The organism is Streptomyces sp. ISL-94, from assembly GCF_018614075.1.
Classification (GTDB): Bacteria; Actinomycetota; Actinomycetes; order Streptomycetales; family Streptomycetaceae; genus Streptomyces.
Window position 1 is genome coordinate 67,238 of sequence record NZ_JAGGOZ010000014.1, and the last position, 22,795, is coordinate 90,032.

35 protein-coding genes and 1 tRNA gene are annotated in these 22,795 nt (G+C 68.2%); 30 read left to right on the plus strand and 6 right to left on the minus strand.

Going from position 1 to position 22,795, the window contains the following annotated elements; all coding sequences use genetic code 11:
• From J7E94_RS05000 to J7E94_RS05100, 21 genes are all read left to right on the plus strand, one after another.
• Positions 1 to 213, plus strand: a complete 213-nt coding sequence (locus J7E94_RS05000) for a hypothetical protein (protein WP_215012661.1) — start codon at positions 1 to 3, stop codon at positions 211 to 213.
• Between the two features lie 104 nt (positions 214 to 317).
• Positions 318 to 566, plus strand: coding sequence for a hypothetical protein (locus tag J7E94_RS05005; RefSeq protein WP_215012663.1), 249 nt, complete (start codon positions 318 to 320; stop codon positions 564 to 566).
• Entirely contained in the window at positions 556 to 1,107 is a 552-nt protein-coding gene (locus J7E94_RS05010) for a mobile element protein (RefSeq protein ID WP_215012665.1), read from the plus strand. Before J7E94_RS05005 ends, J7E94_RS05010 begins: the two co-directional genes overlap by 11 nt.
• Positions 1,104 to 1,451, plus strand: a complete 348-nt coding sequence (locus J7E94_RS05015) for a hypothetical protein (protein ID WP_215012667.1) — start codon at positions 1,104 to 1,106, stop codon at positions 1,449 to 1,451. Before J7E94_RS05010 ends, J7E94_RS05015 begins: the two co-directional genes overlap by 4 nt.
• 9 nt (positions 1,452 to 1,460) lie before the next feature.
• Positions 1,461 to 1,742, plus strand: coding sequence for a hypothetical protein (locus J7E94_RS05020; RefSeq protein WP_215012669.1), 282 nt, complete (start codon positions 1,461 to 1,463; stop codon positions 1,740 to 1,742).
• The gene (locus tag J7E94_RS05025; RefSeq protein WP_215012671.1) at positions 1,739 to 2,164 is read left to right on the plus strand and encodes a hypothetical protein; all 426 of its coding nucleotides are present in this window, start codon (positions 1,739 to 1,741) and stop codon (positions 2,162 to 2,164) included. The genes J7E94_RS05020 and J7E94_RS05025 overlap by 4 nt, the downstream gene beginning before the upstream one ends.
• Before the next feature lie 48 nt (positions 2,165 to 2,212).
• Complete coding sequence (locus J7E94_RS05030) at positions 2,213 to 2,980, plus strand: Ig-like domain-containing protein (protein WP_215012673.1); 768 nt, start codon at positions 2,213 to 2,215, stop codon at positions 2,978 to 2,980.
• Positions 2,981 to 3,050: 70 nt separating this feature from the next.
• Positions 3,051 to 3,404 (plus strand): hypothetical protein, encoded by a 354-nt coding sequence (locus tag J7E94_RS05035; protein ID WP_215012675.1) that lies wholly within the window; start codon positions 3,051 to 3,053, stop codon positions 3,402 to 3,404.
• A 4-nt stretch (positions 3,405 to 3,408) separates the two neighbouring features.
• Positions 3,409 to 3,753, plus strand: a complete 345-nt coding sequence (locus tag J7E94_RS05040; RefSeq protein WP_215012677.1) for a hypothetical protein — start codon at positions 3,409 to 3,411, stop codon at positions 3,751 to 3,753.
• Between the two features lie 83 nt (positions 3,754 to 3,836).
• A complete protein-coding gene (locus J7E94_RS05045; RefSeq protein WP_215012679.1) occupies positions 3,837 to 4,169 on the plus strand; it encodes a hypothetical protein in 333 nt (110 codons plus the stop codon).
• A gap of 19 nt (positions 4,170 to 4,188) precedes the next feature.
• Complete coding sequence (locus J7E94_RS05050; RefSeq protein WP_215012681.1) at positions 4,189 to 7,530, plus strand: phage tail tape measure protein; 3,342 nt, start codon at positions 4,189 to 4,191, stop codon at positions 7,528 to 7,530.
• 13 nt (positions 7,531 to 7,543) lie between these two features.
• Positions 7,544 to 8,395 (plus strand): phage tail family protein, encoded by an 852-nt coding sequence (locus tag J7E94_RS05055; RefSeq protein ID WP_215012683.1) that lies wholly within the window; start codon positions 7,544 to 7,546, stop codon positions 8,393 to 8,395.
• An 11-nt stretch (positions 8,396 to 8,406) separates the two neighbouring features.
• Positions 8,407 to 9,453, plus strand: a complete 1,047-nt coding sequence (locus J7E94_RS05060; protein ID WP_215012685.1) for a hypothetical protein — start codon at positions 8,407 to 8,409, stop codon at positions 9,451 to 9,453.
• On the plus strand, positions 9,450 to 10,526 hold the full coding sequence (locus J7E94_RS05065; protein WP_215012686.1) for a hypothetical protein: 1,077 nt from the start codon (positions 9,450 to 9,452) through the stop codon (positions 10,524 to 10,526). Before J7E94_RS05060 ends, J7E94_RS05065 begins: the two co-directional genes overlap by 4 nt.
• Positions 10,527 to 10,529: 3 nt before the next feature.
• A complete protein-coding gene (locus tag J7E94_RS05070; RefSeq protein ID WP_215012687.1) occupies positions 10,530 to 11,246 on the plus strand; it encodes a hypothetical protein in 717 nt (238 codons plus the stop codon).
• Between the two features lie 10 nt (positions 11,247 to 11,256).
• Positions 11,257 to 11,409, plus strand: coding sequence for a hypothetical protein (locus J7E94_RS05075; protein WP_215012688.1), 153 nt, complete (start codon positions 11,257 to 11,259; stop codon positions 11,407 to 11,409).
• Positions 11,410 to 11,462: 53 nt separating this feature from the next.
• Entirely contained in the window at positions 11,463 to 12,083 is a 621-nt protein-coding gene (locus tag J7E94_RS05080; RefSeq protein ID WP_215012689.1) for an N-acetylmuramoyl-L-alanine amidase, read from the plus strand.
• Positions 12,084 to 12,085: 2 nt separating this feature from the next.
• A complete protein-coding gene (locus J7E94_RS05085; RefSeq protein WP_215012690.1) occupies positions 12,086 to 12,346 on the plus strand; it encodes a hypothetical protein in 261 nt (86 codons plus the stop codon).
• An 11-nt stretch (positions 12,347 to 12,357) separates the two neighbouring features.
• Positions 12,358 to 12,714: a hypothetical protein gene (locus tag J7E94_RS05090; RefSeq protein WP_215012691.1), complete on the plus strand. Its 357-nt coding sequence runs from the start codon at positions 12,358 to 12,360 to the stop codon at positions 12,712 to 12,714.
• Entirely contained in the window at positions 12,715 to 13,149 is a 435-nt protein-coding gene (locus J7E94_RS05095) for a hypothetical protein (protein ID WP_215012694.1), read from the plus strand. It abuts the gene before it with no gap.
• Positions 13,139 to 13,510 (plus strand): hypothetical protein, encoded by a 372-nt coding sequence (locus J7E94_RS05100; protein WP_215012696.1) that lies wholly within the window; start codon positions 13,139 to 13,141, stop codon positions 13,508 to 13,510. Before J7E94_RS05095 ends, J7E94_RS05100 begins: the two co-directional genes overlap by 11 nt.
• 210 nt (positions 13,511 to 13,720) lie before the next feature.
• Here the strand turns inward: J7E94_RS05100 and J7E94_RS05105 are convergent, their stop codons facing one another.
• A complete protein-coding gene (locus J7E94_RS05105; protein ID WP_215012698.1) occupies positions 13,721 to 13,882 on the minus strand; it encodes a hypothetical protein in 162 nt (53 codons plus the stop codon).
• Between the two features lie 103 nt (positions 13,883 to 13,985).
• Here J7E94_RS05105 and J7E94_RS05110 point away from each other — a divergent pair, with 103 nt between their 5' ends.
• From J7E94_RS05110 to J7E94_RS05135, 6 genes are all read left to right on the plus strand, one after another.
• Positions 13,986 to 14,720 carry a hypothetical protein gene (locus tag J7E94_RS05110; protein WP_215012700.1) on the plus strand — a complete coding sequence of 245 codons (735 nt, stop codon included), beginning with the start codon at positions 13,986 to 13,988 and terminating at the stop codon, positions 14,718 to 14,720.
• The gene (locus J7E94_RS05115; protein WP_215012702.1) at positions 14,717 to 15,742 is read left to right on the plus strand and encodes a tyrosine-type recombinase/integrase; all 1,026 of its coding nucleotides are present in this window, start codon (positions 14,717 to 14,719) and stop codon (positions 15,740 to 15,742) included. Before J7E94_RS05110 ends, J7E94_RS05115 begins: the two co-directional genes overlap by 4 nt.
• 58 nt (positions 15,743 to 15,800) lie before the next feature.
• The gene (locus J7E94_RS05120; protein WP_251056149.1) at positions 15,801 to 16,154 is read left to right on the plus strand and encodes a hypothetical protein; all 354 of its coding nucleotides are present in this window, start codon (positions 15,801 to 15,803) and stop codon (positions 16,152 to 16,154) included.
• Positions 16,155 to 16,187: 33 nt separating this feature from the next.
• Positions 16,188 to 16,433: a hypothetical protein gene (locus tag J7E94_RS05125; protein ID WP_215012706.1), complete on the plus strand. Its 246-nt coding sequence runs from the start codon at positions 16,188 to 16,190 to the stop codon at positions 16,431 to 16,433.
• A gap of 77 nt (positions 16,434 to 16,510) precedes the next feature.
• Positions 16,511 to 17,056, plus strand: coding sequence for a hypothetical protein (locus tag J7E94_RS05130; RefSeq protein WP_215012708.1), 546 nt, complete (start codon positions 16,511 to 16,513; stop codon positions 17,054 to 17,056).
• A 296-nt stretch (positions 17,057 to 17,352) separates the two neighbouring features.
• On the plus strand, positions 17,353 to 17,625 hold the full coding sequence (locus tag J7E94_RS05135) for a hypothetical protein (RefSeq protein ID WP_215012751.1): 273 nt from the start codon (positions 17,353 to 17,355) through the stop codon (positions 17,623 to 17,625).
• 8 nt (positions 17,626 to 17,633) lie between these two features.
• Here J7E94_RS05135 and J7E94_RS35590 read toward each other — a convergent pair whose 3' ends face one another.
• On the minus strand, positions 17,634 to 17,972 hold the full coding sequence (locus tag J7E94_RS35590; protein WP_215012709.1) for a DUF6233 domain-containing protein: 339 nt from the start codon (positions 17,970 to 17,972) through the stop codon (positions 17,634 to 17,636).
• 170 nt (positions 17,973 to 18,142) lie between these two features.
• Positions 18,143 to 18,307, minus strand: coding sequence for a hypothetical protein (locus tag J7E94_RS05145; protein WP_215012711.1), 165 nt, complete (start codon positions 18,305 to 18,307; stop codon positions 18,143 to 18,145).
• A gap of 48 nt (positions 18,308 to 18,355) precedes the next feature.
• Between J7E94_RS05145 and J7E94_RS05150 the strand changes: the two genes are divergently transcribed.
• Together J7E94_RS05150 and J7E94_RS05155 are read left to right on the plus strand one after the other, a co-directional pair.
• The gene (locus J7E94_RS05150) at positions 18,356 to 19,021 is read left to right on the plus strand and encodes an HAD family hydrolase (RefSeq protein ID WP_215012713.1); all 666 of its coding nucleotides are present in this window, start codon (positions 18,356 to 18,358) and stop codon (positions 19,019 to 19,021) included.
• 44 nt (positions 19,022 to 19,065) lie between these two features.
• Entirely contained in the window at positions 19,066 to 20,244 is a 1,179-nt protein-coding gene (locus tag J7E94_RS05155; RefSeq protein ID WP_215012715.1) for a helix-turn-helix domain-containing protein, read from the plus strand.
• 6 nt (positions 20,245 to 20,250) lie between these two features.
• On the opposite strand, the gene J7E94_RS05160 is transcribed toward J7E94_RS05155, so the two are convergent.
• From J7E94_RS05160 to J7E94_RS05170, 3 genes are all read right to left on the minus strand, one after another.
• The gene (locus J7E94_RS05160; RefSeq protein ID WP_215012717.1) at positions 20,251 to 20,550 is read right to left on the minus strand and encodes a hypothetical protein; all 300 of its coding nucleotides are present in this window, start codon (positions 20,548 to 20,550) and stop codon (positions 20,251 to 20,253) included.
• A gap of 354 nt (positions 20,551 to 20,904) precedes the next feature.
• Positions 20,905 to 21,144: a helix-turn-helix transcriptional regulator gene (locus J7E94_RS05165; RefSeq protein ID WP_308344576.1), complete on the minus strand. Its 240-nt coding sequence runs from the start codon at positions 21,142 to 21,144 to the stop codon at positions 20,905 to 20,907.
• A 400-nt stretch (positions 21,145 to 21,544) separates the two neighbouring features.
• Positions 21,545 to 21,621 (minus strand) — tRNA-Trp (locus tag J7E94_RS05170).
• Positions 21,622 to 21,984: 363 nt separating this feature from the next.
• Here J7E94_RS05170 and J7E94_RS05175 point away from each other — a divergent pair.
• Complete coding sequence (locus J7E94_RS05175; RefSeq protein WP_215012719.1) at positions 21,985 to 22,605, plus strand: DUF4352 domain-containing protein; 621 nt, start codon at positions 21,985 to 21,987, stop codon at positions 22,603 to 22,605.
• Positions 22,606 to 22,795: the final 190 nt, after the last annotated feature.

The following is a 22,795-nucleotide window of genomic DNA, read 5'->3' on the forward strand; positions in this document are numbered from 1 at the left end:
ATGGCATACCTGAATGCTGGCGCCGGAGCGGCGCGCGAGGGTAAGCGGACCACCGCCGTCACGGACGCCGCAGCGGCCACCTCCGTGGTTGCCGCTGGCGCCAACCCGACAAAGGCTGAGTACGACGCCCTGCGAGCCGACTACCTCGCGCTCCGCACCAAGGTCAACGCGCTGCTAGCGGCCATGCGGACGTCCGGCCAGCTCGCACCGTGACGCTGATCAACTCACGAATGGTTCGAGGGCGGTGCCCGTGCGGCGCACGACACGCGGCGTGCGGACCGCCCTCAGCCAGCGTTCCTGTCGACGAGAATCTGGAGGTGGCCGTCGTGGGCGGACCGCTGCGCAAGTACAACGTCACCCTGCCTGGCGGCAGGAAGACCGTCATGAAGCTCAACGAGGCCGACGCCCAGCACTACGACGGCACCCCCGTGGACGGAGAGCCCGAGCCGGAGGCCACCGCGGCACCGGCCGAGGAGAAGGCGGACGAGGGGGCGCCGGACAAGTCCCGCACTCCCGCCAACAAGTCGAGGACGGCCCGCGGCAAGGCCGCCCCCGGTGACGGCTGACCTCCTCGCCAACCCCGAAGAGCTCGCCGCGTGGCTCCCGGTCGGCGCGGGTGACCCGAAGCTCCTCGCAGCACTCAACGCGGCCTCCCGGCGCTTCCGGGGCGCGGTCAGGCACCCGGTCTCCCTGATAGAAGGGGAAACCGTCACCCTCGACGGCAACGGCACCGCCTCGCTGCTACTGCCGGCGGCGCCCGTCACCGGAGTGACCGAACTCGAGGTCGATGGGGTGGCGCTCGTCGATGGTACGGACTACTCGTGGTCCGCCGACGGCTATCTGCGCCGCCTTGGATCCCTGGTCTGGCCGGACAGCCCGCGCTGCATCACGCTCACCTACAGCCACGGCTACGCGCTGATCCCGGAGGACATCCAAGAGGTGGTCATCGACCAGGCGCGGGCGCTGTACGCGATTCTGCCCGGCGTACAACAGCAGACCGTAGGCGCCCAGTCGGTGACCTTCGGGGTGCAGGCGGCGACGGGCGTGACAGCACAGTGGTCCGCCGCGGTCGAGCGCTACCAGCTCAACCGAGGTGACCGAGCATGATGTTCAACCAGTCGGCGGTCCGGATTCGGGCCGGCACCCGCCCGGACCGCGGCGGCAACAGCATCCCGGACTGGTCATCGGGAGCCGCCAGCAGCCTGACAGTGACCGGCCTGAACATCCAGCCGGCCAGCCAAACCGAGTCCGTCGATGAGCAGCGGACAGCCGCCGTGACCGGGTACAAGGTCCAGTCCGCCCCAGGCACCGCACCCGACATCAGGGCAGCGGACCGCATCCAGTGGGGCGGACTGCTGTACGAGGTCGACGGCGAGGTCGGCGTGTGGCCACAACTGTTCTCCGACACCCCCCATCACATCGATTTCCTCATGGTCCGCGCCACCGGATAGGAGACCGCCGTGCTCATCGACTGGCGACTCGACGCAGCTGGTGTACGGGAAGTACTGCGCGGTCCGGAGGTCCGGGATCTCGTCGATGGCCTCGCTCAGCAGGTCGCCGACAACGTGAAGGTGCTCGTCCCGAGCGGCACCCCGATCGAGGTCCGCAAGTACACCACGGACCGAGGGGCAGCCACCGTCGTGGTCGCTCACGTGCAGGCGATGGCCTGGCAGGCGAGGGACGGCGTTCTCACGAGGGCGGCCGGGTTCGTCGGTCTTGAAGTCAAGGCTTGGCAGCGATGAAGCCGCTGACCACGTTCGGCGACGTTCAGGCGGCCGGGGCCGGAGTCCTACGCACCGCCTTGGTTTCCCGGCCAGAGGCCTATGTGGCCGGGGTCGAAGTCGGCACAAGAGTGCCTGGTGACCGTGCCCCCGAGACGCCGCGGCTGCCCTATGTCGTTGTCCGAAAGGATTCCGACTTGCCGCATTCGTCCATGGCGAATGCCAGGTGCACGCTGCGCGTCACCGTGTGGCACGAGGACGCAGATCAGGCACACGACCTCGCCATGCTCTGCCAAGGCCTGTTGCTCGTCCATTCAGGACCGGTCATCCGGGGCGCCCGTCCCGCTACCGGTCCTCTTGCAGCCACAGATCCGGAGAGCGGCGTCGACTTGGCGACGTTCACCGTCCTGGCCAACGTCAAGCCCATCCCACTGACCGCCTGACCATCCGCCCACCTGCGGCGACAACCCTTACCGATAGAGGAGGACGCCGTGGCCGGCGACCCGCTGAAGGCAAATTTGTGGACGGACGCGGACGTCTACATCTCAACGAACCTCGCCGCGACCCTGCCCGCCAACGCATCCACTCCATTCGGGGTGGACTGGGATCTCGTCGGTCTCCTCGATGGAGACGACGGCTTCCCGGAGAGCCGCGACGAGGACACGGACGACAAGTTCGCGTGGGGCGGAATTCTCGTCAAGACCAGCCGAAACCACTTCAAGATGACCAAGTCCTTCACGGCGCTTGAGGACAACGACACGACCTTCTCGCTGCTGTGGCCGGGCTCGTCTGCGACGCAGATCGTGGTGCCGCGACCGGCGAAGGTTCTGGTTGCTTTCGAGACCCGCGAGGGCACCAAGGTCCGCCGGCTGATCACCGCGAACTATGCGGAGGTCAGCCTCGACGGCGACCACGGCGAGAACGAAACCGACCTCGAGAGCATGACGTTCGTCGCCACGATCTATCCCACGGGCGGCGGCGTTCTTTTCGACCGGCAGAACACCCCGACCCTGACCGCCCTGGACGTCACGCCCGCCACCAAGACGCTGGCCGTCGGCGCCATCGGCGCGCTGGTCGCCACAGCCACCTACAGCGACCTCTCCACCGCGGTGGTCACGGCGTCCGCGTCGTGGACGTCGAGCAACCTGACCAAGGCGACCGTGGAGAGCGGCTACGTCACCGCCGTGGCCACCGGCTCCGCCACCGTCACGGCCACCTACGGAGGGTTCTCCGACACCTGCGCCGTGACGGTCAGCTGATCGCCGGGGCGCGGTCCTTCGTCGCGTTTCGGCCGCGCCCCGGTGCACCACCCGAACCGCGAGGAGTGCCATGCCCGTCAGCTACACCGAGCAAGAGATCCGAGATCAGGCCCTCTATCTCGGGCTCATCGGCGACCGCCAGGGTGACGTTCCCAGGAACCTGCGCAGCAAGGTCATCGCCACCCTCGTGGAAGGGAACTGCCCGAGCGCGGTCCCCTCGCCAGGGGAGCCGCAGCTGGCCCAGGCAATCGTCATCCAGCCTGGCGGCACGGTCCTCGTCGATGGCGAGCCCTTCCCTTGGCTCATCACCAGGCAGCCCATGGAAATCAACCTCGACCCCGACGGCACCAGCACTGTGCGGCTGACTCTCATGGCCGCGAGCGTGCAGATCGTCCACCCCGAACCGCGACCCGAAAGCGAGTAGCGTCATGACCACCCGAACCGCGACCAGCAAGCCGTCCGACAGCAACCCTTTCGACTTCAACCTGGACACCGTCGAGGCGGAAGTAGACCTCATCCCCTTCCGCGTCCACCACGGCGGCAAGAGGTTCGAGTTCGCCCACCTTCAGGGGTTGGACGTCTGGGACCTCGTCGGCGCCGCCGAAGCGGGAGACATGGGCGCCACCCTCGGCCTGTTCCGCGTGGCCCTGGGCGACTCCTTCGACGACTTCCGGAAGGTCAAGCTCGCGCAGTACAAGATGCAGGCCCTCTTCGCCGCCTACCAGAAGCACTGCGGGCTGGAGCCGGGGGAATCCGAGGCCTCCGGGCGCTGATCCGGAGGCACGGCAAGGCCCTCGAGGCAGACCTCGCAGCTACCTATCCGGGTGTTCGCCTTCGTCATCTCCACACTGGAGAGATGACGTGGCGGGAGCTGAGCAGTTACGTACAGGGGCTGCCCCCGCACGCGCGCGTCCGCACCGCTCTGCGCGAGGGTCGAGAAGAGCCCACTGGCGAGCAGGTACTCCTCGCCGACGTCTTCGACATGCTCCAGCACGTGAACTGGACGCTGCAGGCGGTGAACGTCAGCGACAAGTCGAAGACGCCTAAGCCTCCGAAGCCCTACCCGCGGTGGTGGCTTGCTTCGACCTCCTCGAAGGCGCCGGACGCACAGCGGCTGGAGCGCCTCGAACGTGCCCGCGAGAGGGCACGGGACCGCAAGCGGCAGATCCAAGAGGGCGCCATCGCCTGACCCATGCAAAGGGGGACCGGTGCCCAACGTCGGCTACGCCACGATCCAGATCATCCCCTCCGTCCGCGGAATCTCCGACGAGCTGCGCCGGCAACTCGGCGGCCCGGCATCGGATGCAGGAGACCAGGCAGGCCAGCAGGCAGGGGGCCGCTTCTCCGATCGCTGGAAAGCGGCCCTCGCGGTTGGTGGTGCCGCTGCGGGCGCGGTGCTTGTCGCCGCGACGATCGGCGCCATCGAGAAGGAGAAGATGGTGGACAAGCTGTCCGCCCAGCTTGGCCTGTCCGGGAAGGGCGCACAGCAGGCCGGAAAACTCGCCGGCTCCCTCTACTCGAAAGCAGTCGTCGCATCCTTCGAGGACGGGGCCGCCGCAGTGCGGGCCGTCATGGGCTCCGGCCTCATCCCGGAGAAGGCCACCACCCAGAGCATCGAGGCGATCACCACCAAGGTCGCAGACCTCGCGGCCACCTTTGACCAAGACCTGACGGGCACGGCAAACGCCGCCGCCCAGATGATCCGCACCGGCCTCGCCAAAGACGGTGAGCAAGCCCTCGACCTGCTTGCGCGCGGGTTCCAGTCTTCGGCCGACAAAGCCGGCGACTTCGCCGACACCATCAATGAGTACGGCACGCAGTTCCGTAAGGCGGGCCTGGACGGTGCGACCGCTATTGGCCTGCTCAATCAGGCGATCCGCGCAGGCGCCCGCGACAGCGACGTTGCCGCAGACGCCATCAAGGAGTTCTCGATCCGGGCAATCGACGGGTCGAAGACCAGCATCGACGGCTTCAAAACGCTCGGACTGTCCGCGGACGACATGGCGGCGAAGTTCGCCCAAGGCGGCTCTGCCGCCACCGGCGTCCTCGATATCACCCTCGGCCGGCTGCGGGATATCAAGGATCCCGTCCTGCAAGCCCAGACCGCAGTGGCACTCTTCGGCACGCAAGCCGAGGACCTGGGTAGCGCGCTGCTGGCGATGGATCCGTCTACGGCTGCGGCCGGGCTCGGTTCGCTCGAAGGAGCCGCGAAAGCCGTCGGCGACACCATCAGAGGTAACACTTCGACTGAGCTGGCGATCCTTCAGCGGCAGCTGATGAGTGGCGTTGGAGTCGTCGTCGACAATCTGGTACTCCCTGCCCTGCTCGGCCTTATCGCGGCTTTCCGGGGTATCGGCGACGTGGTTCGGCCGGCCATCGAGTGGTTCCGCGAGTGGGGTGTCTGGTTGATCCCGGCAGCGATCCTTGTGGGAGGGCTGACGATTGCCCTGAACGCGCAGGCCATCGCGATTGCAGCGGTTACGGCTGTCTTTTCTGTCTACCGTGCGGCGATCCTGATTGGCACTGCGGTGACAAACGGTTTCGCCGCAGCACAAGCGGTACTCAATGCGGTCATGGCGCTGAACCCGATCACGCTGATTGTGATTGCGCTAATCGCACTGGCGGCCGCGATTGTGATCGCGTACAAGCGCAGCGAAACGTTCCGGGCCATCGTGCAGAGCGTGTGGCGGGCCATTCAGGCGGCCGCACTGGTCGTCTGGGAAAACGCACTGAAGCCCCTCTTCACGGGGTTCATGATCGGGCTGCGTGCGATTGGTGATGCCGCGGTCTGGCTGTGGGGTGTCCTGCAGCCGGTCTTCAGCTTCATCGGTGAGGCCGCGAAGATCCTCGCCACGATCATCCTCACCGTCCTGATCGCGCCCGTCTATCTCGCGGCCAAGCTGCTGGGCGCGGTCTTCGGCTGGCTGTGGGACGTGGCGATCAAACCGGCATTCGACGCTATCGCCACCGGTGCGATGTGGCTGTGGAGCAACGGCATCAAGCCCGCCTTCGACAACTTCATGTCTCTGGTCCGCACGGCCGGGGCGGTCGTCATGTGGCTGTGGACTAACGCCATCCAGCCCGCGTTCCAGTTCATCGGCGGCTTCATTGCCTCGTGGTGGACGCAGACCAGGGGCAACCTGCAGTCCGCAATGGATTTCATCCGGGGCCCCCTGGCCGGCGTCTTCGTCTGGCTGTGGCAGAACGTCATCAAACCGGTTTGGGACGGCATCGGCACCGCCATCCGATGGACCTGGCAGAACGTCATCAAGCCTGCCTTCGACGGCCTGTCGCGCGGCGTCGGATCCGTTCGGGACTCATTCGAGACCGGGGTCAGCTCTATCGGCCGAATCTGGGACTCTCTCCGGGACATCACCCGCAAGCCGGTCCAGTTCATTATCGATACCGTCTACAACAACGGCATTCGCAAGGTGTGGAATGCGGTCGCGGACTTCACCGGCGCCAAGCAGCTTGGCGTCCTCACCTTCGCCACCGGCGGCTCGGTGTTCGGGGCGGGCACCGCCACCTCCGACTCCATCCCTGCTCTTCTCTCCAACGGCGAGCATGTATGGACGGCGGCCGAGGTTCGCGGCGCCGGCGGACACTCCGCCGTCGAAGCACTCCGGGCCCAAGCCGCCCGCGGTGGCTCTGCCTTCGCCAACGGCGGGGTGGTCGGGATTCCTCGCTTCGCTGATGGCGGCATCGTCGATTGGTTCTCAGGCAAGGCGCGTCAGATCGGCGGCGCCCTCATGGACGGCGTCCAGTTCATGACCAGCCCGAGCAAGGCCTGGGATGCCGCAACGAAGTTCATCCGCGACCAGATCGGCTCCAACCTGACCGGTTCGCAGTGGGCACAGGCCCTTTCGCAGTTCCCGATCAAGATGCTGCAGGGTCTGAAAGACAAGGTCGTCTCCGCCGCAGAGAACCTCATCGGCGGATCGGCCTCCGGGTCAGTCGCCGCGGCGATGGGCTTCGCCAGGTCGCAGGCAGGAAAGCCCTATCAGTGGGGCGGCGCCGGTGATCCCAGCTGGGACTGCTCCGGGTTTATGTCCGGCATCCAGAAGGTCATCCAGGGTTTGTCCCCGGGCGGTCGCCTTTGGTCGACGTTCTCCTTCCAGGGGGACACCGCTCCGGCCGGTTGGCACCGCAACCTGAAGAGCCCGTTCATGATCGGCATCACAAATGACGGGGTCGGCCACACCGCCGGAACCCTCGCCGGAATGAACGTCGAGTCGCGGGGAGGCGACGGCGTCATCGTTGGCAGCCGAGCCCGCGGTTACAACAATCCGCTTTTCCATGACCGGTACGGATTCGCGCCCGCGCTGAAGAAATACGACAGCGGCGGGTGGCTCCAGCCAGGGGTCACTACCGCGGTCAATGCAACCGGACGGCCTGAGGCCATCCTGACCGCGCCCCAGTGGGACGCCCTGATCGCCGCCAGGGGAAACCGGCCCGACCAGCGCTCGTACCAGATCACGCTCCAGGGCTCGCAGATGACAGCAGCCGAGCAGGCGGCCGACCTCGTTCGGCACCTGCAATTCACCACCTGACAGGAGGAGCCGCATGGCCACGCTACTAGGGCTCCTCCCTGTCACCCTCGGCTCGCTGGACCTCCTGGCGACTGACGGCGCCGGAGTCGACTGGGTCGTAACGGACCTGAAAGGGTGGGACTCCCCAGGGGTCCGAAGCGAGTCGGCGCCCAGGCAAGCCGATCACGGCACCTGGGCGTCACCCGTCTACCTGGACTCGCGCCCCATCACCATCACCGGCAGCATCGACGCACCCACCCAGGGAGCTCGCGACGCCGCCGTGGAGCAGCTCGTCGCCGCGGTCGCGCTGACCGACACCCTTCTGACGGTGGGCGAGGCCATCCCCAAGCAGGTCACGGTCAGGCGGTCCAGTCCGCTGCTCATTGAGCTCCTCGGACCATATGCAGCCAGGTACAGCGCCTTGGTGACAGCGGCGGATCCCCGTCGCTACAGCACGACCCTGCAGTCCAAGTCGACAGGCCTGCCGTCGGTCACGGGCGGCCTGACTCTGCCGATCACCCTGCCGATCTCCATCAGTACGACAGCCACCGGCGGGGCCTTCACGCTCGACAACGAAGGCTCGATAGCGACACGGCCAACGTTCACGATCACCGGACCTGCCAGCATGCCGATCATCTCCTGCACACGGCCCGACGGCACCGTTACGCAGCTCATCTACTCGGACAGCCTCGGAGCGGGCGACACCCTCGTCATCAACACGGCCGCGCACACCGTGACCCTCAACGGCGCCGTATCACGCCGCCGGTATCTGTCTGGCGCCTGGCCCGAGATCCTCCCTGCCAGCTCCCTGTCTGTGCAGTGGAGCGCCCTCGCCTACGACGCCGCCGCAATGCTGACCGGCATCTGCCGCTCGGCCTGGATGTAAGGAGCCCGCTTGTGGTTGCCACCGATCCGCTCTGGCTCCCCTCTCTCAGCTACGACGAGACCGAGCTCCGCAAGATGGACGCCATGATGGCCATGGCCGACGGCACAGCCGGCGGCTCCCGCGGCGGGGTCAGGCCGGGCGATACCGGCCTCGCCGTCTCGCTGGCCGGTACGACGATCAACGTTACCGCCGGGGTCGCTCTGGTTCCGCGTGCGGGGCAGGGCGCGTACCGCGTGCAGATGGCGGCAACCAGCCCGGGGACGCTGACGGCCGCCAATGCCTCCTTCACGCGTATCGACTTGGTCTACCTGCGCGTGTGGGATACCGCCGTTGATTCATCCGGCCTGCGCAAGGCGGACACGGTGTATCTCGCCGGCACGGCTTCCGGGTCCCCGGTGGCACCCACCCCGGGCGGCACCGAGATCTACACTCCACTCGCCACGATCACCGTGCCTTCGACGGGCGGCGGCGGCACCGGGGCGGCAACCGTCTCGACCGCGGTACGGCAGGTCACGGTCGCACCGGGCGGTGTCCTGCCTGTCACGTCGACCGCGGACCTCGCCATATCGGGCACGTACACCGGGCAGACCCGGTACAACACAGTGCGGGGCTCCATGGAGACATGGACCGGGGCAGCGTGGGTGGCACCCGGCGACTGGGTTACCTACACGCCGACGTGGGCAGGCACGACCGGCGCACCCACCCTCGGTAACGGTCTCCTCAAAGGCCGATACTCCAGGATCGGCCGGACGTGCACTGTCCAAATCTTCCTGAAGATCGGCTCCACGACGACGCAAGGAAGCGGCTCCTGGTCCTGGACGCTCCCGTTCAACCAGGCCTCGGCAGTGGATGCAGCCGAAGGCTTCGCCGGGTCCGCCTTCGCCGGTGTCGGGGCCGGCTACCCGGCACTCTCTCTCATCCAGTCCAACGTCGGCTTCGCCAACAAAATGGTGCTGATGCTCGCCGGCAGCCCAGGAACACTCGTCGGGCCGGGCGCCCCGATCGTCTGGACGACCGGCTCGACGCTGTCGGCGACTTTGACCTATGAGACGACGTGAGCGCCCTCGAACTGGACTGGTACGGCTGCGACCTACGCACTGGCGCCATCGCCGAGGAACTACCGCAGCTCACCGCTTCACAGCTCTCTCGGCGCCTGGGGGCGGTCACGAGCAGCAGCTTTGCGCTGGACCTGTCCGAGGCGCCCACCGAGTGGGAGGCGGCTACAGATCCGGGCAGGACGATGCTCGTCGCAGTCGACCGGCAGACGGTCACCCCCCTCTGGGCCGGACTGTCCCTGACCCGAAGCGGGGGATCAGGCACCCAGGTGGAGCTCGCCGCCTGCTCCCCAGAGGGATACCTCGACCGCCGCTACCCGGGCACGTACACGGCCACGCAGGTCGACGCATCCACCGTCATGGCCGACCTTGCCGCGCCGATCGCATCCACTGGATTGCCGATCACGTTCGACACCACAGCCAGCGGGCTGCTCATCGACTACGAGAGCGTCGACACCGACGACAAGACGATCCTCTCCTCCTTGCAGACCATCTCGGCGATGGCTGGCGCACCGGAGTGGACGATCGACGTCGTGTGGGCGGACGCCGCCGAGACCGCGTTCGCCCTAGTCCTGCGTATCCGGCCGACGATCGGCACCGTCGACACTGCCCCCGAGGCCGTCTTCGACCTACCCGGCTGCATCAGCGACTACCACCTCTCCGAGTCTTACGAGCAGGGCAAAGGGGCCACTGTCGTCGTGGCGTCAGGCGAGGGCGAGGGCAACGCACGCATCCAGTCTGACGTGCAGACGGCCGACGGCCTCATCGCCGCGGGCTGGATCCGCTGGATCCATCGCTACACGCCCGGCACCGGCATCATCTCCGTGGGCCAGCTGAACGCGCACGCTCAGGCCACGCTGCAGCTGCTGCAGACCGGCTCACGGGCTTGGACCGTCGACGCCGTGGCATCCGAGGCGCCGCGGCTGGGCAGCGACTGGAACCTCGGCAACAGCGTCAGCATCCAGATCACCCGATCCCCGCGGCATCCCGCCGGCGCCTCCGTCGTGGCCCGCGCCTACGGATGGGATCTCGACGTCGCAGGGAACAAGGTGTCCCCGATCCTGTTGGAGGGCTGACTCGTGCCGATGCCGTCCGCACAGCTGCCGTCCGGGCCGGCCGCCATCTGGCAGGCCATACAGGAGATCCGCCGCGACCTCCGCGAGCTGCGGGCTTCCCGCCGCGCCGAGCGGACCGGCGCCCTGCGCGTGTACACGTCGGCCGGCGTTCTGATCCTCGAGACCGGATCCATGCCCTACGCGCACACCACGGGCACCGATCAGCAGGGCATCCGCGTGTACCGGGAGGATGGCTCCCTCGTCGCCAGTGTGCAGGCCCAGCCGACCGTGACGGGCGTCGACCGACAGTCGCTGACCCTCTACGACTGGGGCAGCAACGCCATCGTCGGGGATGATCCGATCTCCGGAGTCGGGCTCGCCCGCCCGTACATACCGATCTCATTCGCCGACTCCAACTACTTGGAGTGGCCCGCCACCTTCAGCGTCCCATGGGTGGACCTGAAGCAGACGACGATCAAGAAGCAGCAAGCAATGGCCTACGTCGCCATCGGCTACACGATGGACACCTCCGGCGCTACCGGCGAAGTGCGCATCAGCGTCAACGGGTCACCGGTCTCGACATACAGCGTGACGTTCTTCGTGACGACCGCCACCGTCGGACCTTTCCCTCTGCCTGGCGACTACCTCGATGACGTCGACATCCGCCTTCAGGCCCGCTTCACCGGCGGCTCCGGCAGCCTGCGCGGACAAGTCCTGGCCGCCTCACAAATCCAGTCGTAGGAGGCGCCTTGTGTCGACACCACCCGAGGAACCGCCGGGCGCCCGCAACATCACTGTCCAGCTGCCGTTGCCGCTCTCCGAGCAGAACCCGCCCGATCTCCCGCCGCCCCCAGACCCGCCCGACCCGAACCCTGGCGGTGGCGAGGCCACCCTCGCCACCTGACCACCCAGCCCCGGACCGCACCGGCCGGGGCTTCCTCAAGCCCAGGAGGCCTCATGGCCTGGTACCCCGGCGCCGTCCGGATGGAGCTCCAGCCCGAGTCAGACAACCAACAGGCGATCGATCCGACGCAGCTGCTCTTGCACAGCATCGCCGCTCCGTGGACACCCCGGCGGACCTACGAATTCTGGCGCGACAGCACCAACTTGGAGTCCCACTGGGGGCTTGGATACGACGGGTCACTGGCGCAGTACATCGGCACGCAGACCCGCGCCGACGCCTGCTTCAGGGCCAACAGGCGGGCGGACGGAACCGGGGCCCTCTCTCTGGAGAGCGCTTCCAACCTGGACCACAGCGACCCGTGGACGCCCGCGCAGATCGAAACCATGATCCAGCTCGGCGTCTGGGTGCACCGTCAGCACGGGATTCCGCTGCGTATTTGCCGCACTTGGACCGACCCCGGGTTCGGATACCACCGCATGTTCCCGGAGTGGTCCGACGGCGGCACTGACTGCCCTGGCGACGCCCGAGCCCGCCAGTTCCACGAGGTCGTCTTCCCGGGCATCGTCGCCCGCGCTGCCGGGGCTCAGCCCCCGGCACAGCCGCCGACGGTCCCCACCACCCCTGAACCCCCGCGCCGCCGTCGGCCGCGCGCCTACCGAGCGATCGGAGCCTGACCATGAGCACGCCTCCCCCGCCTGCACGCCCCAAGATTCCCCGCCCCGCTGGTGCGCTCCTCACCAAGAGCAAGGGTGGTGGCCGCGGCGGCAACGACGCGACGGTCTTCGTCGCCTTCGCCAACGGCATGATCCGTCGTCTCACCGACGCTGAATTCGCCTGCTGGGACGACGTCACGATCGACTACCTCATCCCCGTCGGGGCTGAGTTCGACTACCAGTACACGGCCCTCGTCGCCTACGACAACGCCCTCCGGGCCTGAAGGGAACCCCCGTGAAGCACTTCAATCGTGAGCCCGCGCTCTGGCTCGGCCTCGTCGCCATCGGCGTGAAGCTGCTCGCCGCTTTCGGCATGGACGTCAGCTCCGAGCAGCAGGCTGTCATCAACGCCGTCGCCGCAGCCCTGGTCGGCCTGATCCTCGCCGTCGTCGCGCACGATGCGATCGGTGCAGCAGTCCTCGGCTTTGCCCAGGCGGCCATCGCTCTCGCGGTGGGCTTCGGCCTCGACTGGTCCGCCGAGCAGCAGGCCGTCGTCCTCGCAGCAGCGGCTGCGGTCGTCGCCATGTGGGACCGGACGCAGATCACGGCTCCGGCGCCGGCCGCCGCGGTGGCTCCGGTCCGGGCGGTGTAGATGCGGTGCCGGGCGGCCCGGCGGCTGCGTCGACAACTGGGCCGCCGCGGCACCATCCTGTCCTGCTACGGACTCGTCTGGGTCCTCATCGGCTACGGGCAACTGGTGATGCCACAGCCCGACCAGCGCGGCCTGCAGACCATCCTGCAGCTGATGCCGCTGTCCGCCTGGGCATGCTGCTGGATCGCCGCCGGCCTTATCGCACTCGCGTCTGCATGGGCTCCGCCGGGCCGAGACGCTGCGGGATTCCTCGCCCTCGCGCTGATCGTGGTGCCGTGGGCGACTTCCTACCTGGCCGCCTGGGCGCTGGGGGACTACCCCCGCGGCTGGGTGGCGGCAGCGATCTGGATGGGCATCACCGTCCCGGTCATCGTGGTGGCGGGATGGTCCGAGCCAGCCCGCCGTAAAAGAGCGGACCCCCCTTATGAATGTTGAGACCTGGGCGTCGGTGGGCGTCTCACTGGCGACCGGCGTATGCGGAGCGTGGGCAGCGCGTGCCGCACGCCGCACGCCCAGGCAGGAGAAGCGCGACGATTTCACCGCCATCACTGACCGACTGAACGGCGAGATCGAGCGGCACGCCAAGCGCATCGACCTCCTACAGCGGCGGGCCGACCAAGCGGAGGAGCGCGCCGACCACGCCGACCGCCGTCTCGAGGGCGCCATGGCGGCGGTCGCCTACCTCATCGACCGCGTCCGCGGCCTGTCCGGCTACATCCGCTCCACCGGCATGGAACCGCCAGCTGCCGCGCCGATCCCCACTGCTGCACGCGAGTTCATCAACAACGACATGTGAGAGCAGCCCCCACCCCTCGCAGGTGGGGGCATTTTGCTGTGGCTGAGGCTGGTGGACCCCGCCCGGAGAGGGCCGCTGGGACGGGATTCCCTCGCCCGAACCGCCCCAACCCGTGCGCAGCAGATCCTCAACTCCCTTGGACGGGCCACGATAAGATGCCGTATTGCGGGCCCGCTCCCACTTGGAGCGGGCCCTTCGCCTTGCCCGGAATCAGTGCGGCAAGCAGAAGCAGAACGAGCCGTGGCACATGTAGCAGCTGGGGCGTCCGACGCAGCGGCACGACTGCAAGCAGTACACCGGCTCGGTGTGATGCTTGACCGCCTCCTCGTCCGACTCGTCGTAGTCCTGTCGGCAGGTGGTGCATGTCGTCATGGAGCGAGTGTGGCAGATCTCTGGAAAGCCTGACGGACGCCAAGTAGATGGTTGATAATGCCAGTTATCCAACATGTCACGCTCCATACCAGGGAGTGATCCAATGCGCGTTCCGATCCACGTCGTGAACCAATGGCGCCCTCAGCAGTGCCGAACCACCGGCTACCTTCCCGGCGAGAACGTCATGCCGTACCTGAGGGAGAGCGACTACTCCACCCGCATCAAGCCCGACACGATCATCGTGTTCTGTGAACGCAAGGCGTACCGGGTCGTTGAGATCAGCGAACGCCCGGTCGATCTCTGGCCGGAGCACTTCGTCAAGCAGTGGGAGCGGTACACCGAATGGTGGGTGGCTCAGGTCATCTCCGGCCGCGACATGGGCGAGCAGCCCGAGAAGGAAACCTGGGAACACCGTCCGCTCGTCCTGACCGTCCGGCCTGCCGACGAGCCCACGGCCAAGCCTACGGACTACGCCGTGCGCGCCGACCGCCCGTTCTACGTGCTGCCCGAGCACTACAGCGTCTGCCGTCTCTGCAACGAGATTCCGCCCTGCACGCACGTCACCACCGAAGCCGCCGTCGACCATGAAATGCAGAAGACGGACCGGCTCATGGCCATCCGCAGCGGCTGTTGCCTCGGCTGCGGGGAGCCGATCACGTCCCGCATGAAGGCCATCCGCTTCCCCGGCCCGAACCTGTGGCGGCCCGACATGGGCAACGACTCTGCGGTGTTCCACTCCCGGCGCAACTGCGCGGACAGCATGTCCTCGTACCGGCAGCAGTGGGAACAGAAGGGGCACGCCACTCTCCAGCCCGAGCTGCCCGAGGAAGCGGCGTGACCGCCCTCGTCCCGCGCCAGTCGTCCGAAGTCTCCACCGCGCGGCACGACCCCCGCGACGACTGGCCCGCCGAAGCCCGCGGCCTCCGCGACCAGCTGACCGAGGTCTACGGCGACCAGGACCCGCTGCCCAACGCGGCGGGCGCCTGGTGTGCCCGACAGAAGAGCGCCCACACGCGCCGCGCCTACGCCCGCAACCTCCTCCGCTGGGAAACCTACGCCCGTGGCGTCGGCATCCACCCCTTCCAAGCCAAGCTGCCGCTCGCCGACGCTTACGCCAACCACCTCACCCAGCAGCCCGGACGGGGCGGCAACACGCTCTCCCCGTCCGGTCAAGCCCAGGCCCTCGCGGCGGCCGGGTCGTTCTACGACTACGCCGTCCGCATTCAGGCCATCCCCGCGAGCCCGTTCACCCACGTCGAGCGGCCCTACGTCGACCCCGACCACAGCCCCACCCAAGGCATGACCCCCGACGAGGTCGACAAGCTCATCACCGCAGCCCGCGATTGGGCGCCCCGCTCCTACGCCCTCGTCGCCCTGCTCTACCTCCTCGGCACCCGCATCGATGAGACCCTCGCCCTCAACGTCACCGACCTCGGCTACGACCGCGGCCACCGCACCCTGCCGCTGCGCCGCAAGGGCGGCAAGCGGCAACTCGTCCCCGTACCCCCGCTTGCGCTCAACGCCCTCGAGCAGCATCTCGCCGGCCGCACCGAGGGGCCGCTCTTCACGACCGAGTCAGGCCGGCGCTGGTCCCAGCCCGAAGTCTGGAAGCACCTACGCGTCCTTGCCCGCGCGGCAGGCATTCCCGGCGCCGCCAGCATCAAGCCCCACACCTTGCGGCACCAGTTCATCACCGACAATCTCGCCGAGAACGTGCCGCTGGAGCGGGTCCAAGACGCCGTTGGGCACAGCGACCCCCGGACGACGCAGAGATACAACCGACGGCGGCGCGCCCTCGACGACCACCCGACCTACGGCCTCGCCGCCCGCCTGGCCGCACGACTTGAGCAGGGGAAGTAGACCAGTGAATCGACCCTGGGTGCGAAGGAACATCGGCCAGACCCGGCTATGGATGTCTATGCCTTACGACAAGGGCAACCGGGCGTGGATTCACGAGGCCTTGAATGAGCGGATGCGACCTGAATGGAACCGTGGGGCGAAGCGGTGGGAGATCGCCAAGACACATCTTCGCCCGCTGGTCGAGGCTCTCGCCGCACGCTTCGGCGAGGTAGATGTCTACCTGCAGTTCTCGCGCCTCGAGCAGTGTCACGGCATGTGCCAGCGCGCTAGCGGCGACGACTGCACCTGTTCCTGCATGGGAGAAAACCACCAGGGTGCCGCGTACTGGAAGCGGTGGATCAACGTCGGCGATGACGTCCTCGTCTCTGCCGAACGGCAGGAGCGTCACTTCCTGGTGCGCCGCAACCCCTAACAAGACGTTAAGCGCTACCTGGAAGGAGTGAGTATGGACGCGACGGACCTCGACTGGGCGTTCACGCAGGGCTGGCCGGGCGATCCGACACTGAACGGCTTCGTGCCGCAGGTGGGCGAGCACGTGTTCTGCTACCGGCCGTCGGACGGTGCAACCCGGTGCGGCACGGTCGACGACAACAGGGCCGGCCTCTTCCTGGCCACGTGCGCCAGCGGGCGCGTGGCACTGACAGCCGCCCGATGGGCAGTCACGGCAACGCCCGCCGCGGCCTGCGCGTGAGAAGTGTTCGGTTCGGTTGCCCGGCGCCGGACCGACCCCCTCCGGCACACTGGAGCCTCGCCGTCGTAGGAGGTACCGTGCCGCTGCTCGACCGCCCCACCCTGTCCGTGTCTGACGCCAGCGCGCTGCTCGCCGAGACTCGGAGCGACGCGTTGTTGCACGCAGCGGCGTCCCTGATGCTGCTGGCCGGCGCTCGACCTCAGGAGGTCTCCGAAGCGCGCGTCGCCGACTACCAGCCAGGGGCCGAGCCCCGAATCTGGCTCGGCCAGCGGTGGATCAGCCTGCGTCAGATCCGCATCGCCCCCGCAGCCGCCCGCGCCATCGACGAGTACCTGGCCACGCAGGACACAGATCCGGAGGAACCGCTGCTGATCGGGCTGCAGAGCGTAAACGAGGTGCACAATCTGGTCCGGCTCGCCGCAGTGCGTGCGGGTGTCGATGCAGGTGCGCACTCGCTGCGCCAGGCGGCGATTGCCGCAGCGCTGTACGACGGGGCGCCGCCGCGTCACATCGAGGCGTACTTCGGGATGAACAAGTCTCTCGACCCTGTGCAACCGGCGGGGGTGCCGGAGGGCTACGACGTGGCGATGGCTCGCACGCTCGAGGCGGCATTCGGCGGATGACGCCTGTCGCACTGAAGCCCCCGCCTTCGGGCGGGGGCTCTTGCGTATCCGGAACTTCCCCTGTCATATGCCTACCGACCGCAGTCGGCCCGTGCGTATGGTGTGGCTCCGGACCATCCCGGGCCCGTCGCCCTCCCGGCTCCCCACGGGAGGGTTGTCGCGCGCCTACGCCACGGGTAGTGAGCCTCGCCCTCCCAGCCAGCCCGCCGCAGGAACGCCACACCGCCGGATTGCGCACACGCGCCAGCCGGGTGAACCTGAAGGAGATCCTGACCCCTCACACACCAGGGATAGCCATGATCAAGAAGCTGCACGAGATGGGCATGCGTAGCGAGCACGCGTACATGGCAGCGTTCGCCTCGATCGGTCTTTCCATCGCCACATGGGTGACGTCACTCAAGGCCGAGCCGGGTGCCGGCCTCGATCGCGCTGACCGGTGGGGAATCTTCGTGGGCGAATGGGCCCCCACCTTCTTCGGGCTCGGCCTGGCCCTGTCCCACTACGAGCAGTCGGAAGGCACCCTCCTCGCCAGCGTCAGCGACATCCGCGAGGAACGCGAAGCCATGTAGCACCTACGTCAGTCCAGCACGCCGAGCAGGGTGTCGGGGCTGCAGTACGGGCACGGCGGAATCTTGTCGACGCCGAGCGCGCGCAGGGCCGCCTGCCGGCTGATCGGCCGCATCCGCCAGCCCTTGCCGCCCATGGTGCAGCCGCCGGCGTGGACCCGGACGGGGTGCCGGCCGAGGTCGGTCTCCAGCTCCCAGTCCGGCGGCGGGGCCTGCGGCAAGCGCGCGGCCTGCTCGGTCAGGCGCTGCTCCTCGGCCACGATCCAGCCGCGGGTTCGCTCCAGGTCGCGCAGCTGCACCTTCTCCAGGAACCGGAGCAGGTCGAGACGAGGAGCGGAATTATCGGACACGTGTTCGAGTCTACCGCTGGAGAGAGCCGCCGTTGTCAGTGGCCAGCGATACGCTCATCGCATCATCCGCAGGCACTCCTACCTTGCGGGGATGCTGCGGGCTGCAGCTGCTCGATCCCGCCCCACCGGACCCCGATCCCGGGGACAGCGCCCGGCGGGGCGGCGGCATGTCAGGCCGCGGGTTCGACCTCGGTGTGGATCGCCGCCTGCCACTCCTCGAGCAGCTGCTGATACTCGGGCGCCCCTGCGCCACCGGCTGCCACGAGGGCCCGGATGTGGGCGTTGACCTCGGCCGCAGGGCGCGCAGTGCCACGGTCGGATGAGGTGGGGGACATGTCGCACAGGATATCGGGCCACACCCACAGCGCCGTAGGCTTGCCGACATGATTCGGACTGTCGTGCTGGACGTCGGCGAGACACTCACCAAAGACGACCGCTACTGGGCGAGCTGGGCGGACTGGCTCGACGTCCCCCGGCACACCCTCTCCGCGCTAGTCGGCGCCGTGGTCGTCGATGGCCGCGACAACGCGGACGCCCTCCGCCTACTGAAGCCCGGCATCGACGTCACCGCCGAGTACGCTGCCCGCGAGGCCGCCGGCCGCGGCGAACAGCTCAACGAAACCGACCTGTACGACGACGTCCGACCCGCCCTCGCCACCCTGCAGGACATGGGCATTCGTGTCGTGATCGCCGGGAACCAGAGCACCAAAATGGGGAGCCTGCTCCGCGCCCTGCAGCTGCCCGCGGACCTCGTCGTAACATCCGCCGACTGGGGCGTCGCCAAGCCCAGCCCCGACTTCTTTCATCAGGTCATAGGTGCTGCCCAGGCCCCCGCAGATCAGACGCTGTACGTTGGCGATCACCCGCAGAACGACATCTTCCCCGCCGCCGCTGCCGGGCTGCTGACCGCGCACCTGCGCCGCGGGCCGTGGGGCTACTGGTGGGCCGACGACGAGACTGTGCAGCAGGACGCCGACTATTCCATCGACTCCCTGCTCGACATCCCCCACCTCGTCAACCCGTCTCAGGGAAAGGCCAGTCCACACTGACCGGGCCCGGTAGCGTGCGACCACCAGCCTGAACGGAGCACTCCGTGGTCGCGGACACCCACCAGATCGGGCAGCGCATCGCAGCCCGCCGCAGAGCCGCCCGCATGACTCAGGAAGACCTGGCCACGGCAGCAGGGCTGTCCTACGCCATGGTCCGCGCCATAGAGCGAGGCGCCCGCGGCCCCAGCGACACCAGCCTGGAAGCCCTGGCTGGAGCCCTCGGGGTAGACGCGTCTCGGCTCACCTCCGGTTACACCGGTACCGCGCTACGCGTCCGGGCGGCACTCCCCGAAATCTCGGCCGCCATCGCCGGCTACGACATCCCCTTGGACCCACCCACCATTCTGCTGGGCCAGCTACGCGAGGAGCTCGCCGCCGCGGTCACCTGGAGGCTCGCAGCCCAGTACGGAAAGATCGCCTCCACGATCCCGGCGATACTCACGTCCGCGCTCCAGCACCTGCACGCCGCCGATGCGGCTGGCCGGGCCGCGGCTGCCGCGCTGGTCGTCTCGGCAGCCCGGACCGCCGACGCGGTCGCCTACAAGCACGGTTCCCGAGACCTCTCAGCCCGCCTGATCGACGTCATGCGGTGGGCCGCCGCCCAGACCGGCGACGCCATCCTGCAGGCCTCAGTCGCCTACACCGGCGCCGAGACTTTCCTCGCCGCCCGCGCCTACCGCGTCGGACAGAAAGCCCTCGAGGCAGCCATCGACGCAGGACCGCATCCCGTCAGCCCCGAGGCCGCAGCAGCCCAGGCAGCACTCCACATGCGAACCGCGGTCGTCGCCGCCCGAGCCCAGAATGCGGACGCCGCACACGACCACCTGCAGCACGCGCGCACTCTCTCCAACGACCTGACCGAGGGCATCTACCTGGGTACGGCGGTAGGCCCTTCCTCGGTCCGCATCCATGAAGTCGCTGTAGCGGTCAGCCTCGGCGGCGAGCACGTGGGCGACGCCCTGGCCGTGGCCAAGGAGTGGAAGCCCGGCGAGGAGATCCCCGCGGAACGCCGCAGCGGCTTCTACGTCGAGCTCGGTCGGGCCCAGCTGTGGGCCGGCCGCCCGGACGACGCATTCGAGTCCCTGAAGGTGGCCCGTCGACTGGCCCCGCAGGCCGTCCGCGAGCACCCCTGGGCTCGCGAGGACATCGAGACGATCCGCAGGCTCAAGCGGGCCGACGCCGAAAGCCTGACCGCCTACGCCGAGTGGATCGGGGTGCTCTGAAAACCGCTACACGATGTAGCAGTTGTGCCCATCCCAGCGGTCCATGATCTGGCTGTGCCCACACCACAGCAGATCGGAGGGGCTATGACAGACCCTGCCCTCGACGGCGTCAGCATCGCCCGCCTCCACGGCGAGGCGTGCTGGGACTGCGGCGCCGTCAACACTGCCCTTCACCCCGCAGGCGCCGTCACCACCGAGGCCGGCAAGGAATGGCTGATCGTGAAGTGCGACGAGCATCGCGCGCGGCCCATCTGCCGCCTTTGCCAGCAGCCCATCGCAGCGGATCCGGTACGGGTCATTCGTCACTCGGCAAGTGGCGTGCGACCTGACGACATGGAGCACTCACCCCGCGATCCCGAATGCAGCCCGATCGTGGCGAGCGCCCTGCGGCGCCGAGCGCGCCGCACCTGAGCTCCCGCTCCTCCTGACTGCGGCGGCGGCCGGGAGGAGCGGGAACCCGCCAGTCCGGTAGTGTTCACTTAAATTAAGTTTCGCACGGGCGTTCGAGTATAGGTCAGTGAACTGTCCGTCAGGTGATGCCTGTTGGCGGCGTTTGCGCAGGTGGCTCGCGGCCGCACGTGCATATATCTGCGAAGCCCATGGCGCTCGGTGCATGGGGCAGGCAGACTGGGGCAATCGCGCTGAGTGGCCGAAAGGTCTCTATGCGTTTGGCGGTAGCAAGCTCTTCACCGAGACCCGGAGGACGCAGGCGATGCGCAGGAGGTTGCTGAACTTGGCGTCCGTGGTGCCTCGCTCGATGCGCTGGATGGTGGACCGATCGATGCCGGCGCGCTCGGCCAGCCGCTCCTGGGTGAGGTTCTCGTGGAGGCGGGCGACGCGGACGCGGTCGCCCAGTTCTACCTGAGCCTCGCGAATCCATTGATCTTGATCGGCTGGCACCAGCTCAGGTCAGCTCAACAAGATCAACTTGTCAGCAGCAAAATTGAAGCACTTTATGATCTTGGTGGATCGGTCGGCCGATAGAGCGGCGGCCGATTGACGCGGGGCACCTCCCAGACGAGGCCCCTCAGACGTGCCGGGCGCCTGGAGGTGGTGGGGCCATCGCCTCGTACCCGGCACAGGGCGGCCCCCCTCGCGGAAACCGAGGGGGGCCGCTCCGTATGCGTTCGTGACCAGCGCACTTTCACGGATCCCCGTAGGGGACTTTTAGGGGATGCGGCCCACCTTGCAGCCTTCCATCAGGTTCCAGCAGACCACCAGCAGGTTCCGAGAAAACAGCAACGCCCAGACGAGAGAAGGGCTCTCACCTGGGCGTTCTCCGCAAACGTGCTGTTCAAAATGGCAGGGGTGGCAGGATTCGAACCTACGACATCTGGTTTTGGAGACCAGCGCTCTGACCAGCTGAGCTACACCCCTTCGGTGGGACCAACCATGGCATGGGGCGGGCCGAAGATCCACTGATTTCGTGGATCAAGTGGGTGGAAATTTGGAGCGGGTGTGAGCGCCGCAGGCCCGGGGCCAGTCGACGAGAGCGCCATTTCTGCTGGTCAGCGCAGTGTCCAGCAGGTTTTGTGCGCAGCGACCGATCCAGCCGCCGTCCACTCCGCGAGACAGCAGCAACCGTGCGGTGGACAGTTGACCGCCGTGCAGGAACTCCAGGAGGCAGTGTCTGGACAGTGCCGGCGCCCGTCGGTGGCGATCCGCCGGGACCGCGGGCGGCTCGGGTGGCGGGGGTGGCGGGGCTGGCGCGACCCGGGGCCGGGGAGGATCGTGGGCAGGGTGATCCGTGGATCGGGCGGTTCCGACATGCCCTGCCGCCTCCGCCGGGTACGCCACGCAGCGGAGGCGCCCCGCGGTCATGACCCGCGGCTCCCCCGGCCGCCGCTGGGCCGGCAGCCGCGCCGGCGTCCGGAGCGCCGCCGGGCAGCCCTCGCCGCTCTCGTACTCCTCATCCCCGCCCTGCTGGGCGCGGCCCCCGCCGGGTCCGGCGAGACCGTCTCCCTCTCCGGCACCGAGCCCGGCCAGCGGCTCGACGTGACCCTGGTGCGCGTGGTCGACCCGGCCCTTCCGGCCGACCCCGCGGGCCCGGCGCCCGACGCCTCGACCCGGCTGGTCGCGGTGCGGTTCCGCCTGGAGAACACCGGGACCGCCGTGTACAAGGACTCCCCCGCCCCGGCCGCACACCTGCTGGACACTTCCGGGCAGCGGTTCGCCGGTCTCAACACCGCCACCACGGCCGGGAACTCCTTCCCCGACACCGTCACGCTCAGCCCCGGCGGCGCCGCCGACGGCCACGTCACCTTCCGGCTTCCCGAGGGCGCCGTACCGGCAGCCGTCCAGTTCGCCCTGAACGGCGGCCTCGCCGACGACGTCGGCCAGTGGAGCCTCCCACAGCACTAGGCCCGTACTTCGCAGGTCACCCGTTAGGAACGCCTCAACTCAAGATCGTTGGCCGATCTCGGCCGCGTTGGCCCAGCCGTGACAGACCGCACGGCGTCAACTATCCGATGGCGACCGATCGCGACCGGTTGATCTTCACGATCGGGTGACCTGCGAAGTCCGGGACTAGGTCACGCCAGGCCGCCGGCCC

Bases quoted from the DNA above. Each gene is read 5' to 3' on its own strand.
- J7E94_RS05095 (WP_215012694.1), top strand. From the start codon at position 12,715: ATGCGGTGCCGGGCGGCCCGGCGGCTGCGTCGACAACTGGGCCGCCGC.
- J7E94_RS05080 (WP_215012689.1), top strand. From the start codon at position 11,463: ATGGCCTGGTACCCCGGCGCCGTCCGGATGGAGCTCCAGCCCGAGTCA.
- J7E94_RS05105 (WP_215012698.1), bottom strand. From the start codon at position 13,882: ATGACGACATGCACCACCTGCCGACAGGACTACGACGAGTCGGACGAG.
- J7E94_RS05100 (WP_215012696.1), top strand. From the start codon at position 13,139: ATGAATGTTGAGACCTGGGCGTCGGTGGGCGTCTCACTGGCGACCGGC.
- J7E94_RS05125 (WP_215012706.1), top strand. From the start codon at position 16,188: ATGGACGCGACGGACCTCGACTGGGCGTTCACGCAGGGCTGGCCGGGC.
- J7E94_RS05025 (WP_215012671.1), top strand. From the start codon at position 1,739: ATGAAGCCGCTGACCACGTTCGGCGACGTTCAGGCGGCCGGGGCCGGA.
- J7E94_RS05000 (WP_215012661.1), top strand. From the start codon at position 1: ATGGCATACCTGAATGCTGGCGCCGGAGCGGCGCGCGAGGGTAAGCGG.
- J7E94_RS05110 (WP_215012700.1), top strand. From the start codon at position 13,986: ATGCGCGTTCCGATCCACGTCGTGAACCAATGGCGCCCTCAGCAGTGC.
- J7E94_RS05145 (WP_215012711.1), bottom strand. From the start codon at position 18,307: ATGTCCCCCACCTCATCCGACCGTGGCACTGCGCGCCCTGCGGCCGAG.
- J7E94_RS05035 (WP_215012675.1), top strand. From the start codon at position 3,051: ATGCCCGTCAGCTACACCGAGCAAGAGATCCGAGATCAGGCCCTCTAT.
- J7E94_RS05135 (WP_215012751.1), top strand. From the start codon at position 17,353: ATGATCAAGAAGCTGCACGAGATGGGCATGCGTAGCGAGCACGCGTAC.
- J7E94_RS05040 (WP_215012677.1), top strand. From the start codon at position 3,409: ATGACCACCCGAACCGCGACCAGCAAGCCGTCCGACAGCAACCCTTTC.
- J7E94_RS05015 (WP_215012667.1), top strand. From the start codon at position 1,104: ATGATGTTCAACCAGTCGGCGGTCCGGATTCGGGCCGGCACCCGCCCG.
- J7E94_RS05150 (WP_215012713.1), top strand. From the start codon at position 18,356: ATGATTCGGACTGTCGTGCTGGACGTCGGCGAGACACTCACCAAAGAC.
- J7E94_RS05055 (WP_215012683.1), top strand. From the start codon at position 7,544: ATGGCCACGCTACTAGGGCTCCTCCCTGTCACCCTCGGCTCGCTGGAC.
- J7E94_RS05085 (WP_215012690.1), top strand. From the start codon at position 12,086: ATGAGCACGCCTCCCCCGCCTGCACGCCCCAAGATTCCCCGCCCCGCT.
- J7E94_RS05045 (WP_215012679.1), top strand. From the start codon at position 3,837: ATGACGTGGCGGGAGCTGAGCAGTTACGTACAGGGGCTGCCCCCGCAC.
- J7E94_RS05120 (WP_251056149.1), top strand. From the start codon at position 15,801: ATGCCTTACGACAAGGGCAACCGGGCGTGGATTCACGAGGCCTTGAAT.